Source organism: Vibrio navarrensis, from assembly GCF_015767675.1.
GTDB lineage: Bacteria > Pseudomonadota > Gammaproteobacteria > Enterobacterales > Vibrionaceae > Vibrio.
Map to the genome: position 1 here is coordinate 2,749,785 of NZ_CP065217.1, position 16,727 is coordinate 2,766,511.

Annotated in this window: 9 protein-coding genes; 5 read left to right on the top strand and 4 right to left on the bottom strand. The window is 52.4% G+C overall.

Translation table 11 applies throughout. The annotated features are described in order from the left end of the window. From recD to recC, 3 genes are all read right to left on the bottom strand, one after another. A complete protein-coding gene (recD, locus tag I3X05_RS13015) occupies nucleotides 1-2,115 on the bottom strand; it encodes an exodeoxyribonuclease V subunit alpha (RefSeq protein WP_337970778.1) in 2,115 nt (704 codons plus the stop codon). Further along, nucleotides 2,112-5,735: an exodeoxyribonuclease V subunit beta gene (gene recB / locus I3X05_RS13020; RefSeq protein ID WP_337970779.1), complete on the bottom strand. Its 3,624-nt coding sequence runs from the start codon at nucleotides 5,733-5,735 to the stop codon at nucleotides 2,112-2,114. Before recB ends, recD begins: the two co-directional genes overlap by 4 nt. 287 nt (nucleotides 5,736-6,022) lie before the next feature. Then, on the bottom strand, nucleotides 6,023-9,493 hold the full coding sequence (gene recC, locus I3X05_RS13025; protein ID WP_337970780.1) for an exodeoxyribonuclease V subunit gamma: 3,471 nt from the start codon (nucleotides 9,491-9,493) through the stop codon (nucleotides 6,023-6,025). A gap of 253 nt (nucleotides 9,494-9,746) precedes the next feature. Between recC and I3X05_RS13030 the strand changes: the two genes are divergently transcribed. Beyond that, nucleotides 9,747-11,573 carry a DUF3413 domain-containing protein gene (locus I3X05_RS13030; protein WP_193166964.1) on the top strand — a complete coding sequence of 609 codons (1,827 nt, stop codon included), beginning with the start codon at nucleotides 9,747-9,749 and terminating at the stop codon, nucleotides 11,571-11,573. Between the two features lie 33 nt (nucleotides 11,574-11,606). Here I3X05_RS13030 and I3X05_RS13035 read toward each other — a convergent pair whose 3' ends face one another. Continuing rightward, a complete protein-coding gene (locus tag I3X05_RS13035; RefSeq protein WP_337971194.1) occupies nucleotides 11,607-12,587 on the bottom strand; it encodes a TDT family transporter in 981 nt (326 codons plus the stop codon). A gap of 106 nt (nucleotides 12,588-12,693) precedes the next feature. Between I3X05_RS13035 and I3X05_RS13040 the strand changes: the two genes are divergently transcribed. The 4 genes from I3X05_RS13040 (at nucleotide 12,694) to I3X05_RS13055 (ending at nucleotide 16,685) form a co-directional block, all read left to right on the top strand. Continuing rightward, nucleotides 12,694-13,587: a LysR substrate-binding domain-containing protein gene (locus I3X05_RS13040; protein WP_337970781.1), complete on the top strand. Its 894-nt coding sequence runs from the start codon at nucleotides 12,694-12,696 to the stop codon at nucleotides 13,585-13,587. Between the two features lie 111 nt (nucleotides 13,588-13,698). Continuing rightward, nucleotides 13,699-14,007 (top strand): YebG family protein, encoded by a 309-nt coding sequence (locus tag I3X05_RS13045; protein ID WP_045571108.1) that lies wholly within the window; start codon nucleotides 13,699-13,701, stop codon nucleotides 14,005-14,007. A 248-nt stretch (nucleotides 14,008-14,255) separates the two neighbouring features. Next, on the top strand, nucleotides 14,256-15,287 hold the full coding sequence (gene dapD, locus I3X05_RS13050) for a 2,3,4,5-tetrahydropyridine-2,6-dicarboxylate N-succinyltransferase (RefSeq protein ID WP_337970782.1): 1,032 nt from the start codon (nucleotides 14,256-14,258) through the stop codon (nucleotides 15,285-15,287). Between the two features lie 546 nt (nucleotides 15,288-15,833). After that, nucleotides 15,834-16,685, top strand: a complete 852-nt coding sequence (locus tag I3X05_RS13055; protein ID WP_045571110.1) for an MIP/aquaporin family protein — start codon at nucleotides 15,834-15,836, stop codon at nucleotides 16,683-16,685. The last annotated feature ends 42 nt before the right edge of the window (nucleotides 16,686-16,727 follow it).

The window sequence follows — 16,727 nt, forward strand, 5'->3', positions numbered from 1 at the left end:
CTATCCTTGTAAGCGCTCCACCAAGCCACTCGCCCGCTGAGTGCGGACACGAATCGCTCGCTTGAGCACTTGGCCGTCGGCATACAGCGCCAGTTTTTTCTTTGCTCGAGTAATACCGGTATAAATCAGCTCCCGTGTCAGGATCGGGCTAAACTCTGCTGGCAGCACCATCAGTGTGAAGTCAAATTCACTACCCTGCGATTTATGAATGGTCATGGCATAGGCTGTTTCATGCTCGGGGACACGGCTCGGTAAGATCGCCTTCATGCTGCCGTCAGGCAGTTCAAAAAAGACTTTCAAGCGCACCTCGTCCTCACTCTCATCACGCATACAAATGCCAATATCGCCATTGTACAAGCCCAGCGCATGGTCGTTGCGCGTCACCATCACAGGGCGACCGTGGTACCAGAGCTCATCTTGAGTGCGGATCAACTTGCGCGCCGCAAGCGCTTTTTCAATCCGTTGGTTAAGCCCACTGACACCAAAGTCGCCCTCACGCAGCGCGCACAATAAGCGGCATTGATTGAACAGCGCCAAGACCACTTTGGCCTTCTCAGCGCTACTTTCGCTTTCGCCCGTCATTGGGCTGAGCTGAGTCTCTTGCAGGCGGGCGAGATAGCGGCCATATTCGCTAACCAGCGTTTGGATCATCTGATGGTAGTTCTGCGCATTGAGATCCCAGTGGGTAATGTCACTCATCTCTCGCTGCCAGACTTGATCCACCGCGTGCGCATCCCCCGCGTTAACTGCACGCGCCAACTGACCAATCCCTGAACGGGCATCAAAGCGAAAGCTTTTTTGCAGCATGCACAAGCTGTCCGCAATCGACACTTTGCTTCGGCCCAGCGAAGTTAAGCTGGCAAAGCCAGTCAAACGCGCCAACGCGCTCGCTTGCTCCGGGCGGTAACCGGTGTGAGAAAAGGAGCAAATGTCGCCCAGCACTGCGCCTGCTTCCACCGAGGCGAGCTGATCTTTATCGCCAAGCAAAATCACTCTGGCCTGCTTAGGCAAGGCATCGATCACTTTGTACATCATGGATAAATCCACCATGGACGCTTCATCAATCACCAAAATGTCCAGATGCAGCGGGTTTTTACTGTGATGACGAAATTCGGCGCTGCCGGGAATCGCGCCCAGTAAGCGGTGTAAGGTTGACGATTCGGTCGGAATTTTGTTTTTCAACTCAGGGGACACAGGCAGAGCCGATACCGCTTTACCGATCGACTCCGTCAGGCGCGCGGCGGCTTTTCCGGTTGGAGCCACCAGTTTGATGGTGAGATCATGATCGCCAGCTTGCTCAATCAAGGCCGCCAAAAGTTTACACACTGTGGTGGTTTTGCCCGTCCCCGGCCCACCGGAAATCACCGTAAAGCGGCGCGTTAACGCTACCGCAGCCGCCACTTTTTGCCAGTTGAGACACACACTTTGCGGCACCAAACTATCCAAGGCGCTGAGCTGCTCGACCTTAGTCGCGGCCACGACTACGCGCTCAATCGCCGCCCAGTCAAGCTGACTTGCATTAACCACATCCAGATGATCGCACACTAACTGCTGGCGCAGGCCTGCCGAGTCCGTGCTTTCGTTGCGGCCACGCAGCAGCGCCTCAAGCAAAAAGCGATAATCACGCGCAAACAGGTGATCAAGCAAGTTGGCCAGTTTTTTCATCTCATCGGCGTCTAAACTTACCGCGCTACTGAGCTGGTTGAGCTTGGCAGCAACCATCACTTCATAGTGCCAGTAGCGCTGTAAATAGAGTCGTTGCCCATCAAAGATCAGCGGCAAAGCTTCATGGCTCTCGCCGACAATTGGCGATGCTTTGAGCTTTTCTGCCCAATCAATCGAGGACACCGCAGTATTCAGCGCTTGCGCCGCCTCAGCGTATAAACCAAGGCGCGCCGCGATATCGAGGCCCTGCCCGTGTGAATCGATTAATGGTAGACAGATGTGGCCGCGCCCGACTTCCGTGCTGACCAGTGCCGCTAACAGCGCCAATGCCTCATCCTCACTTTGCGAGGCAATCAAACGGGCGAACTGGTAATCGAGCTGGCGCAGACTGCCTTGCTTGGCAAGATCGGCAAGTAATGACAAAAAATGCATCGCTGAATGGGCGCTCATAGTAACTCCATCTGACCGGATAGACTGCTGGCTGGCTCTTGTGGCTCCTGACCATCCAGCAGACGATCCATTTGTTGTAAAAACGCCAGCGAAGGGCGCGCCGAAAAGATGCCGCTGCCACTTTCGCCATCCATGCCACGCAGAAACAGGTAGTAGACGCCGCCAAAGTGACGCTGGTAATCGTAATCCGCGACTCGGCTACGTAAAAAGCGGTGCAGCGCCAAGGCATAAATCTGGTATTGCAAATCATAACGGTGATCGACCATCGCCCCTTTGAGCGCTTCGCCGTGATAAAAGTGCGTCGCATCGCCTAAGTGGTTGGATTTCCAGTCGAGTACGTAATAGCGTCCTTTGTGTTCAAACACTAAGTCAATAAAGCCTTTGAGCATGCCTTGCACAGTTTGAAAACCGAGGTCGCCAGCTTGGGCAGAGAGCGGATCGTGCCGCTGGCAAACACGGTTGAGCGCGGCGGCGCTCAGCACTTCGATGGGGAGAAAGAACTCCATCTCGACCAAACGCTGACTAGGCGCTTTGTCTCGAAGGCGCAGTGTTTTGCCATCCAGCGGCGTCTCCAGCACAGTATCAATTAAGCGTTGCAGTACGGGTAACCAATCACTATCAATCTGCTCTTGCGCCATCAGCTCTGAGATGACTTGGGTATTGTGCTCTGATGTGGCTGGCTCGGTAAACTCCACCTCTTCAAACAGGGCATGCAAAAACGTGCCCGGACGGGCGCCGCGAGGGAAGTTAAAAATATTTTTCTCCACTTCCAGCACCGCGCTCTCATCTCGCTCCGCCGACGAGTCGATATCAAAGCCGCCGAGTTCCAAACTGACATCGTAATCACTGTGCTGCGATCCTTGTTTGACCAAGGCAGAATAACTGGTCATGCGCCACAGACGATCAATCGGCGTGTGCAGCTCTCGCGCCGCGAGCGCACCGACGGGCTGCGCACTGGGCTGAAATTTTTCCTCCGGCAGCGGCAACGGCGCGCAAACGTCGACGCACGCCAACGCCGCTTTTTGCTGCAACAGCGCCGCAGTGAGATCGGCAATACCGCCCTGTTGACCATTTTGCAGCAGGTAGCCCATCGCACTTTGATGTACCCCTGTCGGCTCTTTGGTTGAGCGGCCATTGCGCAGCGGCGCACTACCGATAAAACAGCCATACACGGCGCGGGTCAGCGCCACATAGATCAGGCGTAAATCTTCGGCCAAGCGCTCTTTGTCTGCCTGCTTTAACGCCGCTTCGTGGCGGGTGATATCCAGCACCGTAGTGTCACTGTGCGCGTCGTAATATTTCGCTTCACTCGCCTCTCGGGCAGCAAAAACAAACGGCAGAAACACCAGATCGTATTCCAACCCTTTCGATTTGTGGATGGTGACGATCTGCACCAAATTCCGTTCTGATTCCAAGCGCTGGATCTGCTCGTCACTGCCGCCCATGCCCGTTTGTGCATCACTGATCGCCTGTGCCAGCCAGCGCAGCAAGCCGTGGTCACTGTCGAGCTCACCACTGGCTTGCTGCAACAGCTCACCAATGTGCATCAGGTCCGTCAGTACTCGCTCACCGTTCTCTTCACCGAGTAGGCGCTCTGCGACGTGGCGCTTAGCCATCACCGAACGCAGCATAGGCAGCACGCCACGCTGCTGCCACAGGCGACGGTACTCGCGAAATTCATTCAACGCCGTATCCCAAGCCAGCTCGTCATTGTTAAGCGCATCAAGCGTGGCGGCATCTAAAGCAAACAGCTCAGACGCCAGCGAAGCGCGCAGCGCGCGATCGTTGTCTGGGGTTAACACCGCTTGCAAAAGACGCTGGATGTCCTGCGCAACCGGACTAAGAAAGACGCTGTCACGATTGGAGAGATAGACACTAGCGATGCCCTGCTCTGCCAATGCTTTTTTGATCAAACGTCCTTCACTCCCGGTTCTGACCAGCACCGCAATGTTGCCCGGCAAAATGGCTTTTCGCTCTTCTCCTCGCAGCAGCCACGCATGGCCTTGTTGCGACTGGCTGAGCACGTGCTGAATTTGACTCGCGCTCGACGCGGCCATCACTTGCTGGTACTCGCCTTTGCTGACCGGGCCTTGCTGCGCCTCTTGCAACCAGTAAGTGAGCGCAGGTTGCTTTTGACCACCCATGATCCAAAAGCGATGTTCCGCACCCGGGCTGGCGCTAACGGGCAGAAAGGGAATGTCTTGATCGTAGATAAACGGGCTATCCGGCCGTTGGAACACCTGATTAACCGCCTGCACCATCTCGGCACTCGATCGCCAGTTGGTGCCAAGCGTATAGTGAGCACTCACTTGATTACGCGCTTTGATGTAGGTGAAGATGTCTGCGCCGCGAAAGCCGTAAATGGCCTGCTTGGGATCGCCAATCATAAACAGACCGCACTCAGGATGGTTGAGATAGATACGGCTGAAAATGCTGTATTGCAGCGGGTCGGTGTCCTGAAATTCGTCAATCATCGCCACCGGATAGAGGATGCGAATTCGGCTGCCGAGCAAATCTTGCTCATCATTATCAATTGCTGCGGATAACTGGGTGAGCAAGTCATCAAAAGAGAGCCACTGCTTCTGCATTTTGGCTTTCGCCAGCCAAGTGCGGCACTGCGCAATCGCATGAGCCAACAGCGGCGCTTTTAAACTGATCGGCTGAGCAAGAAAGGCATCAATAGCGAGAAAAATCTCATGCTCGGGCACCACGCCCTGCGGCGTTTTCTCTGTCAGTTCGGTTTGTGAAAACTTGACCAACTTGTCCGGAAAATCGTAGCTGCTGGTTTCACTAGCCGCCCACTGATTGACGGCGGCGAGCCATTCTGGCATCGACTTTTTGCTGTAACTGCGTTTATTGACATCGGACGCCGAAATCAAAGGCATGAGGTCGTCTTGCACCGCGCGCCAACGCGCTTTTAAGTCGGCAATTTTTTCTAGATTGGCTTGATGCAATTCGGCCAAACTGCCTGCCATCGGCTCTACTGTCAGTTTGAGCGGCGCGCCCGTTAAGTAGCAGCCAATCTCAGCGAGCAGTGCCGCTGGCGAGCTCCACAATTGGCGCACTTCCGCGGCCAAAGCCTGCGGTAAAGGATAGAAATTGCGTCGCCAGTAGTCGGCGACCACCTGCGCTTTGAGCTGACTTTCATCGGTGACGAACTCATTGTTGAAACGGCTACCGGACTCAAACGCGTTTTGCGACAACATGCGCTGACAAAAACCGTGAATGGTATACACCGCAGCCTCGTCCATTTGCCGTTCCGCTTGCAACAAGATCTGCGCGGCCTGACGATGATCGTCAATCTCGGCCAACAGCGGCTTGATCACCGCATCATCACTTTGCCCACGGGAAAACGCCAATCTTGCGGCATGAATGCGCGCGCGGATCCGATCACGCAGTTCGGCCGTGGCCGCTTCGGTAAAAGTCACCACCAGAATTTGATCGACGGTTAACGGCACGCGGTGGCGGGTATCGTCACTGCCGTGGCCGAGCAGCAAGCGCAAATAGAGGCCCGCGATGGTGAAGGTTTTGCCCGTTCCGGCAGACGCTTCAATCAAGCGCGCGCCATGCAAGGGAAACTGCATGGTGTGCAAAGGAATGGCGACAGGCTTGTCAGTCATCGGCGTAATATCTCCGGATTATCTGCTAATCGAACTGTGATCAAACATCAAAAATTCTATGAATATATGCAAAGTGTATAAATATTAGGATGTTGTGAGATCTCACTCACGGAAGCTCTGTGCGGCTCTGGTTAGTATGCGCCTCACGAGCTCTGCCGTACTGTTGACGGTATTCTCCATCGAATCGTGGTCCCTCTGACCTCGTGGCCGTACAGCGAACGCCCTACACCAATAATGATTTTCTGGCGGCCACTCTACTCTTGCACTTCTCATCATCACCCGCACTGTCAAGACGCATCCTCACCGTCAACCACACTCAGCCTTGCTCCTTGCAACACTAAACTACTGAGCAGACGGACTTCATGCACCAACGTTTCGTTCCACTGCGGCCAGATGCGCGCAATATAGACATCACTGCCCTCACCTGCGCCTAAAAAGCCATCGTTAAAGGTATCGGCCATTTTTTTGTGGGCTTTTTCTTGGTCATCAACCCACTGGCCGCGGTTAAAGCCCGCTTCAATCGCCGCCAAGGCGGTGTGCGGGAAATAGGCTAAGGGGCGATTCATCCCTTCGACAAACAGACGCACCAGCTCGGCAAGCAAGGCTTTGGCTTGCTCTGGTTGAGTAAGCGCCGGGTAGATAAGATGCTGCACGCCCTCTTTGCGATCGTAACCAATCAGGTGTGTCGGCTGAGCCAAGCCACTGGCGGACATCGCTAGGTGATCTATCCAGCCAGCCAAATAATCCTGCGCGCGGATCCGGCCACTGCGGTAACGTATCAAACCACATTGATAATGACGCGTTAACCAGCCCGTTAAGCGGATCGGCTTGCCTTCGCCAAGCAGATCAAAGGTCAAATCGATCTCGATGTCTTCTTGCTCACGTACTGCGAGAAAGGTCAGCTTATCCACCAGCGCTTCTGCTTGAGCACGGTTAGCGGCAAACTCGATTTCACCAAAAGCGCCAACGGGCAAATGGCCGCAAGCTCGCTGCTGTTGTAAAAACTGTTCAATCACCGCTTGTGGATCTTGCTGAGCCACACTCGCTTCAAGCAAGCGGTCAAGGAGCTCATCACGCAATTGAAAACTGCTGAGCCCGTCGAGAGTAAAAGGCTCATCATCTTCCATCACCGGCAGCGGCGGTTCAAACAGGACTTTTAAGCGGCGATTGAAAAAGTACTGGACCGGTAAACGCCAGAAGCGGTGCAGTTCAACCAGATCCAGCTCGTAAGGAAAACTTATCCCCAACCAATAGTCATCCAATGCACGTAAAAATGCGCCGCGGCTTTGATTGAGTGAAGTTTGACTTTGCAACTGCGCGGCCGGGATCCACTCTTTGGCGTAGCTGCTCATCTCACCTTGAAACGCGCTAGGGCTGAACGGCACCAAAGGATGATGAGTTTGTATGCTGCGCACCAAACGCTCACCGGAAGCATCCACCGCCAGCGCTTCATCGCCCACCAAACAGTAGTTTTGCTGGCAATATTCCAGCAGTTCAGAGACCAGCACCGAAGGCACCCGCTCGCTGTTATCTTGCACCGAGCGGCCCACATAACTGATGTACAGCGTCTGCTGCGCAGAGAGCAAGGCTTCGAGGAACAGATAACGGTCGTCATCGCGGCGTGAGCGATCGCCCGGCCGAGCGCGGCCGTTCATCAGATCAAAACCTTCCGGCGGCACCGTGCGCGGATAAACGCCATCGTTCATGCCGAGCAGACAAACGGTGCGAAACGGGATAGAACGCATGGGCATGAGAGTACAAAAGTTGACTTGCCCGGCGAGAAAACGTTGGCTGACCCGCGTGCCCGACAGTTTGTTGTGCAAGTATTCACTCACCACCGCCGGAGACAAGTCCGCGCTAAATGCGGCATCGCTCAACTGCTCTTTCAGTTGCGTTAAGGTGTCACGAATCGACTTAAGCGCCACTTCTCCATCCAGATCGACCTGAAAGAAATCATCCAGCAAGTCATTCAAAGCGTCACGCCAGTCATCTACTTGGAGGTTTTGCGCTAATTTGCTGCGATATTCGGTAATTTTTTGAATAAAGTGGCTCAGTTTGCCCGCCAGCTCAGCCCCCATTCCTTGCACCTCGTTGTAAGGTGCAATCAGTCCGCTACGCGATTGAAATAAGCCCGCCGTATCGGCCATGGCATAACCGAGCAACATGCGACGAATGCCAAACTGCCAGGTATTTTGCTCGGTTTGCGGCAGTTCGAACTCACCGCCCGTGTGCTCATCCAGCCCCCAGCGAATGCCGGACGCTTCGACCCACTGCTTGGCTTGCAGAAAATCGTCATCACTGAGTGCAAAACGGCGCAAAATCGCCGGCGCTTCCAGAAGTTCGAGCAGTTCTGACGCTAAACAGCGCGCTTGAGGTAAGTTCAGCAACTGTAGAAAAGCGCTCAAAATCGGGCTTTCCTGCGCGGCACTGCGGTCTGAAATTGAGTACGGAATGAAGCGCTCGCCCGGCGCGTTACCAAACACCGCCTGAATGGCCGGGCTGTAGGCGTTGATGTCGGCCACCATGATGATAATGTCGCGCGGTTTTAGACTGGGATCGGCGTCAAACATCGCCAGCAAACGGTCGTGCAGCACCTCCACTTCCCGCATAGGGCTGTGGCAAACGTGCAGTGACAGTGACTGATCACCCAGTGAAACCACCTGTTTGTGCCCACTGTGGTCGAGTTGATTGTCGTCTTGGTGCTCTTCTAAATTGAGAATGTCCGCTTGCAACTGATGCAGCAGAGTGTCGCGTTCCACCTCAACAAACGCTTCAATCTCATGGGATTCGAGCTGCGAGAGCAGATACATATTATCCCGCCCCAATTTGCCCATCGAGGCGAGCAAACTGTTACCGACCATTTGGCTATGCAGTTCATCGGCAAGATTATCTTCAATCGAGCCTTTCAACTGCTCACTTTCACCCAGCGCTTGTGAATGGTCTTGTTGCCACACTACATGCTGACGATGCTTGGCCGCCAAGCGCGCGAGAAACTTGCGATCGCGCACGTCTCCCCAGTAGTAACGACAAGGGTTGGTGAACATCAGATGCACATCGATATGCTCTCCGAGCGCTTTAAGCGCATCGAGATAACGCGGCGGCAGCGACGAAATACCAAACACAAACAGCCGCTCGGGCAGTTGTTCAAAAGTTGCCGATGATGCTTGCAGAGTGTGAATAAAGTCTTGATAGAGGTTGGCACGATGATAGGGCGATTGCCCTAACGCCAAGGTGTGCTGATAGAGCGCCTGCCAAAGCGGCGCCTGCCAAGGGTGCTCATCCGCAATTTCCTCCACCGCTTGCCCAACCTCCCACTTGGCGATCCACTCGGGGCGATAGACCAAGTAACCATCGAAAATATCGGCGATTTTCTCGGCCAGCTGGTAGAGCCGGCTGCGGTCTTCATCTTGCTGCAAATAGCGCGCTAGAGGGGTAAACGCAGGTTGATCTAGCATGCCCGGCAGCAATTGCATCAGTTTCCAAGTCATGGCTTCTTTGTTAAATGCGCTGCGCTTGGGCACATCCGGCAGTACCTTGGTAAACATCTCCCAAATAAACGTCGCCGGCAGCGGAAACTCAATATTCGCCGCTACACCAAACTCTTTGGCCAGTTCGATCTTTAGCCACTGCGACATCCCCGGACTTTGCACCAAGATGCGCTCTTGCGTGAACGGGTTTTGCAGCGGCTCTCGGCGGATCAGTTCCACCAACAGAGATTTAAGAACATCAACCTGATTAGAGTGATAAACAGTAAACAAAATAAGGCTTCCGAGCAGTAAGCGTGACTGTGCCTAAGCTTAACATACGCCTGCAAAATCAAGCACCGCTGTAACTCACTGATTTGCTAAATGGTTATAACGCATTCCATACAAATTTCTTTAGCTGTCCAAGTGAACTGTAAAATATTACTGACACAGTGATACAAAGTGTGACATACCCCACAACTATTCCATGTTAAAAAACGCCGTTTTATACTCTTCCGCTTTCCAATCTTGCAGAGGGCCCTTTCGTATGCTGCGTAAACTGTCTGACAACAGCGCTTGGCTAGTCGCTTTTTTTGTCTGCTTTAGCCTGTTTCTGGCTCTGGCTTGCTATCCATTTTTGCTCCCAGCCGATGCACAGCAAACGTTCAGCACTTTGCAAGTGTTCTATCTGATCGCCACTCAACTCGGCTGGCTGGGATTATTGGCCTTTTTGCTTGTGCTTTTAGCTCTGCCATTGACTTGGTTGCCAACCAAGTGGTTTAGGGGGGGCGTGGTGCTGCTCGCGGCCCTCTTGTTGATCATTTTGCAAGTGGACATTACCGTCTTTCAGCACTACAAGTTTCACATTAATGGCTTGCTGGTGCGTATGTTTGTCGACAGTGGCAGCGAAGTGTTTCATATCTCGTGGCTCAGTTGGGCACTGTTTATCTCCGAAATCGCCGTACTGCTGATCGGCTTAGCCGTGACTGTCTGGCTAACAGGCCGTTTAGCCACACGGAAAAGCAAATATGCGATGGTGGCTGTGTGGTTTGCACTGCTCGTGAGTAGCCAAGCAATCCATGCTTACAAGAATGCCTTGTATGACAACGAAGTGAGCCAGTTCACCAGCAATTGGCCACTGTACTACCCACTCACCGCGCGCTCTTGGATTTATCAGCACGGTTGGGTGGATGAGAAAGTGGCCGCCCGCAATCGAGTTGAGCTAAAAAATGTCACCAGCAGTCCATTGCACTACCCGTTGCAACCTGTCGCGGTGACAACGCCAGAGCAGCAGCCAAACGTGCTGTTTATCCTGATTGACGCGTGGCGCTACAGTGATGCAACCGCCGAGATCATGCCAAACGTCAGCCAATTTGCCCAAAAGAGCGCGCAATTTTCCCAACACATGAGTGGCGGTAATTCGACTCAAGCGGGGATGTTTAGCCTGTTTTATAGTTTACCCGCAACGTACTGGGACAGCGTTTATGCCAGCCAAACTGCGCCTATCTTTCTCGATGCGCTACAACATTCGGGGTACCGCATGGGGATCTTTGGTTCTGCGTCACTCACCAGCCCTCCGCTGTCGCGTACCGTGTTTAAGAAGGTGAAAGATTTACGTCTTAAAACACCAGGCGATAGCCAAGTGGAGCGTGACGCGCGCATCACAAACGACTTTCTGCAGTTTGTTCAGCAACCGAACTCACAGCCGTACTTCGGTTTTCTCTTTTACGATTCAGCCCACGGCACTGAGTTTCCTGAATCTGAAGGGGCGAAATTCACCCCCTACTGGGAACGTGTGGATCACATTCTGCTCAATAACTATTTTGACGCCGAGCTCTACCACAATCGCTACAAAAACTCGCTCTACTACATCGATAGTCTGATTAGCAAGGTGCTGAAAAATATAGATTTAAGCAACACCATCGTAGTACTCACATCAGATCATGGTGAAGAGTTTAACGACAACGGTATGAACTACTGGGGCCACTCTGGTAACTACAGTCAAGCGCAGATCCATGTGCCGCTGTACATTTACACGCCTGACCAACCAGCGGCTCGCTACGATTACCGTACCACCCATTTTGATCTGGTGCCGACCTTGATGGAGCGCTTATTCGGTGAGCAAACCGATACCGCTACTTACAGCGTCGGGCATAATTTGTTTGATGACTCAGTGAAACGTGAGTGGTTTATTGCTGGCAGTTACTACAACTATGCGCTAGTGGGGCAAGAGATCATGATGGTGGTTAATCCGGCAGGTAATGCCAAACAGTTGAACAGCCAACTGAGTGTGGTCCGGGAAGAGACAATCCCGCCGAGTGTGATTCAACAATCGCTCGACGAAATGTCGCGCTTTTTCGCTAAAAAAAGCTAATACCAAGCCCGGCTTCCCGCCGGGCTTGCTACTTTAGCACTGTCTTACTTGAGCCTGCTGCATCTTTGGCAAAATAAGCAGGTTATAACTGTATTGCAACGCCACATAGCCAACCACTAAGGTGGCGACAATAAGTTCTAGGCTCGCCAGCCACTGCACCTGCGCCACATATTCCGCACTGATGTCGACGGTTTTCATCCAAGCCGCCATTTTAAACAGCGCGGTCGAACCAATCACCATCGGGAAGGTAAACGCCGCATAACCGGGGCTAAAAGGCAGTCGCAGCAGGGTAAAAAACGCCAGATAGATGATGGCCGTCATCAACACTGCAATGCCAAACAGCAGCGCCACAATCACAGGCGAAGGATGCGCGGTGACGGTCAAATACCCGGCCAAAGAGAGGCTCGCTGGCGCGGCCAGAATCGCCATGGTGGGTTTGGCTGCATCGGGCACTTCATGGGTAAACATGAAACGGTAGATCATGATGGGTAGCATCACCGCATAGGCAAGCATGCCAAAGAGCAAAGCACCGTGCACAATAGGCGCCAATACAGGGTTACCGGAGAAAGAGACATCCGCGACAATGATGCCAACCGGAGGCACAAACCAACTGGGCACCATGTGGTGAAGTTCAAACTCTTTTGCACGGTGATAGACAAAACTCAGCAAAAATACGATGTGTAGCGCAACCGCCACAGACCACATGACATCACCAGCGATAGGGAAGAAATGCCCTAGCGAATTCGATACCACCATGGTCGCCATGGCAAAAGTCGGTACCACACTGCCCACAACGGGGTGCGCCAAATCTTGTCTCAATAAATGGCGATGAAAAAGGAATTTTACCGCGAGGATCAACAGCAAGGCGCTGGCGACCGCAGCGCTCAACCACTGCCCGTAGCCATGGAACTCGGCGAAGTTTTCCCAGCACCACCCCAAACTGGCAATTCCTAGCGCTAAGCCAGCCATCGGCGTCGGAGCACCCATCACTTTTGCTTTTGTTGCTTGAATCATCATGACCTCGACCTACTGTATTTAGGAAACAAGCTCATTTTAAGCTTGCATCATGTTTGAAGATATCTAATTATTTACAACCAACGTTCAGAGAATCTAAACAAATATGGCAAGCCACATTTCACTGCGACAACTGAAAGTCTTCACCACCATCACGCAGCATCATACCTTGACGGCGGCGTCCGAAAGTCTGTTTCTTTCCAAAGCCGCTGTCAGCATGGCGCTCTCTGAACTAGAGAAGCAGATCGGCCACGCGCTGTTTGATCGGGTGAATAACCGTTTGATTCTCAATCAAGAAGGGCAAAAGCTCTTGCCTTTAGCCGACGAACTGCTCAGCCGCGCCCGAGATATCGAAAGCCTGTTTGATGGTGACGCGAGCTTATCCGGCCAGTTACGAATTGGCGCGAGTGACACCATCGGCAACCAAGTGGCCCCTTATCTGTTGCGTGATTTTCGCCGTCAGACCCAGCATCAGTCACAGAGTTTGTTTATTTCCAATTCGGCACAGAGCTGCGACAAACTTGTGGACTATGAGCTGGATATTGCGCTGATCGAAGGCAAAACACTGCACCCAGAGTTACATTCCAGCCAATTTAGCCAAGATGAAATGTGCGTGATCTGCGCCATGGATGCCCCTTTCGACGCCAATCAAATGATGACGCTGAGTGAACTGGAAAACAGTGAGTGGATTTTGCGCGAAGCCGGTTCTGGTTCCCGCGAGTTTTTCTTACGCGTTATCGCACCGCGCATAGAGCAATGGCACGAAGCGTTTCAGCTCAATACCACTGAGGCGCTGATTAACTCCGTCGCTGCAGGGCTCGGGCTTGGCTGCTTGTCGCGCTTATCGGCTGAGCACGCAATTCGTGATGGGCGGGTAAAAATGCTCAACATGCCTCTGGATATGAAACGCCGCTTTTGGCTGCTGGTACACAAAGAGAAATACCAAAACCCGCTTTTGAAAGCGTTTATCGCCTTTTGTAAAGAGTGGCAGAACGTCTAAAACCGCATGCTCGCCAGACTCTCATTCTGACAGGCACAATTGGACATCGCTGAGCAAAAGCTGTATAAACAGACAGTAAATTTTCGCAACGACTAACCTAGAGGATTAACCATGGCTGTTATCGTCAAGTACGTGGTAGAACGCAACGGAGAAGAGAAAATGACTTTTACCTCTAAAGCGGATGCTGACGCATACGACAAGATGCTCGATATGGCAGACGAGCTTTTCGAACTACTGGGTAAAAGCGACCTTCTAGAAGATGAAGGCAAGCAGGAAGATCTGGCGATGTTCCTCGCACAAAACAAAGAAGAGCTTCTCTACGCTCTGGGGGCGAAACGTCGCCCAGCGCCAAAGAAAGAGAAAAAGCTGGCTGCTGTAGATGAACCGTCAGCAGAAGAGTCTGCCGAAGACGCGGCTTAAGCTCTCACCACGCCTCCGAGAAACCGTCGCACAAGTGGCGGTTTTTATTTGTCGTGCAACACAATTTCTCATCAAAGCAATTTCTCATCAAAGCAATATATCCCTAAAAAGACAAAAGGTATCCACTGACGGACTTTCTCCCCGCTAGACCTTTAAGTTCGTTTTTTGTCTCTTTATGATGAACTCAACCTTATTCATGCTCTTCAGTGAACAGACGAGCACAAAGATTCAACAAATGGAGATTTCCTATGGCTTACTTTTCCCTAGCCTTTGGCACGGCGACTACAAACCGCGATGGCAAAATTATCGAAGCATTTTTTCCTCATCCAGTTTTAAACCCAAGCGAAGCGCTGGTTGACGCACTGGCTGCCGTGGCCGGATACGAACAAGGCAACCAAGCCATTGAGATCTCTGCCGCGCAAAGTGCCGAGCTTGCTAGCGCGTTTGAGAAAAACGGCGATGCGGCTAACGCAGCCTTTGCGGCTAAAGCGGCACAGTCTGCCCAGCCGCTGGTATTGGTGATCCTCGCAACAGATGAACAATCTCAGTCGGTGGCGGAAGGTTTCCTCAAGCTACAGTTGATTTCGCATCGTTTGATCAAGCCACACGGCACCGTACTGGACGGCATTTTTGGCCTGCTGCACAACATTGCATGGACCAACGAAGGCCCGATCGATCTGCCTGAGCTGGTAGAACGCCAGATCGAAGCGCGCCTTGCAGGCCGAGTGCTGACTGTCGATTGCGTCGACAAATTCCCGAAAATGGTTGATTACATCGTACCAACGGGTGTGCGCATTGCAGACACTTCTCGCGTGCGTCTTGGCGCTCATGTGGGCGAAGGCACCACTGTAATGCACGAAGGCTTCATCAACTTTAACGCGGGCACGGCGGGCGTGAGCATGGTTGAAGGCCGTATTTCTGCTGGCGTGGTAGTCGGAAATGGCTCAGATATCGGCGGCGGCGCGTCTATCATGGGCACGCTTTCGGGTGGTGGTAAAGTGGTGGTATCGATTGGTGAAAACTCACTGCTTGGCGCAAACGCAGGTCTTGGCTTCCCGCTGGGCGATCGCTGCACGGTGGAATCCGGTTTGTACGTCACCGCTGGTTCAAAAGTGCGCATGCTTGACTCAAGCGGTCAAGAAGTCGAAATGGTCAAAGCGCGCGATCTGGCTGGTGTCTCTGATCTGCTGTTTCGCCGCAACTCAGTGACAGGGCAAATCGAGTGCCTTGCCAACAAAACCGCGGTAGAACTCAACAGCGAACTGCACAAAAATAACTAAGCCAGAGCATCACTGAGCACGTACAGCACCTTTGCTTACTGTTCCGCTTGCTTGGCCATTCAGGCGATAGCACAGGCTGTCGCCTTTTATTTTACCAACGGATCCCGATTTCGCTGCTTAAACACTCGACTTCGAACCTTCCTTTAAATTCCATTTGGTATGACCAGTCTCATTTTCCGTCGCTGGCTATTTAGCCAAACAGCAAACATGCCGCGAACTCATCTCACATTCCCCTAACCTAACTCTGCTTATCTAGTTAATAAAATGTAATATTCTCTGATAGTTAACGAGAATATGCGGCTTCTGAACGTCAAATACATGGTGGATTGGCTATGAAAGCTATGTCTTCAATTGCTCATTGCGCGAAAAATACTCAAACAATGACTTATTTAACAAAAAAGATACGTATCATTAATAAAATTATGCTCGAACGCTCAATTTGATTGTTTGTTTGTTTTCGCAATCGTTTAAATGTGCAAAATAACCGCTGTGCATGTGGTTTATAAAAATAAGCACGCCGACTGTGGAACATAAAGGACTCTTACCATGACAAACAAAAAAACAACTCTCTTCGGAGAGTGCCTGGCCGAATTCATCGGTACAGGTCTACTTATCTTTTTCGGTGTTGGCTGCGTTGCCGCGCTGGTTCTTGCCGGTGCTCAATTTGGTCAATGGGAAATCAGCATTGTGTGGGGCTTTGGGGTCACCATCGCTATCTACTGCACCGCAGGGGTATCGGGTGCGCACATCAACCCAGCGGTGACCATCGCTCTGGCTGCTTTCCATGGCTTCGATAAAGCGAAAGTCGTGCCTTACATCATCGCTCAATTGCTTGGCGCATTTTGCTCTGCGGCGCTGGTTTACAGCCTGTACAGCAACCTCTTCACTGACTACGAACTGGCGCACAACCTGATCCGTGGCAGCAAAGAGGGCTTGGCAACGGCTGGTATTTTCTCCACTTACCCACACGCTTCAATCTCTTTCCTTGGCGCTTTTGCGGTGGAATTTGTGATTACCGCGGTACTGATGTTCGCCATTTTGGCGCTAGGCGATGAGCACAACGGCGCTTCTCGCGGCGCGATGAACCCACTGTTGATCGGCATTTTGATTGCGGTCATCGGTGGCTCACTTGGCCCACTAACCGGTTTTGCCATGAACCCGGCTCGTGACTTTGGACCAAAACTGTTTGCTTACTTTGCAGGCTGGGATTATGCCCTGACTGGTGCGAAAGACATTCCTTACTTTATCGTGCCAATCCTTGCTCCGATTGCTGGTGCTTGCTTTGGTGGCTGGTTGTATCCAAAAGCGATTGCGGCCTACCTACCTAATGTTGGCCAAGGTTGCACCATCCCGAATCAATGCGATGCTGCTGAAGACGTTGAAGAAGCTCGCGCTTAATAAATTGACTAAAATATAACTAACGAAACGAAAGGATCTTAC

Bases quoted from the DNA above. Each gene is read 5' to 3' on its own strand.
- recD (WP_337970778.1), bottom strand. From the start codon at position 2,115: ATGAGCGCCCATTCAGCGATGCATTTTTTGTCATTACTTGCCGATCTT.
- recB (WP_337970779.1), bottom strand. From the start codon at position 5,735: ATGACTGACAAGCCTGTCGCCATTCCTTTGCACACCATGCAGTTTCCC.
- I3X05_RS13030 (WP_193166964.1), top strand. From the start codon at position 9,747: ATGCTGCGTAAACTGTCTGACAACAGCGCTTGGCTAGTCGCTTTTTTT.
- I3X05_RS13035 (WP_337971194.1), bottom strand. From the start codon at position 12,587: ATGATTCAAGCAACAAAAGCAAAAGTGATGGGTGCTCCGACGCCGATG.
- I3X05_RS13040 (WP_337970781.1), top strand. From the start codon at position 12,694: ATGGCAAGCCACATTTCACTGCGACAACTGAAAGTCTTCACCACCATC.
- I3X05_RS13045 (WP_045571108.1), top strand. From the start codon at position 13,699: ATGGCTGTTATCGTCAAGTACGTGGTAGAACGCAACGGAGAAGAGAAA.
- dapD (WP_337970782.1), top strand. From the start codon at position 14,256: ATGGCTTACTTTTCCCTAGCCTTTGGCACGGCGACTACAAACCGCGAT.
- I3X05_RS13055 (WP_045571110.1), top strand. From the start codon at position 15,834: ATGACAAACAAAAAAACAACTCTCTTCGGAGAGTGCCTGGCCGAATTC.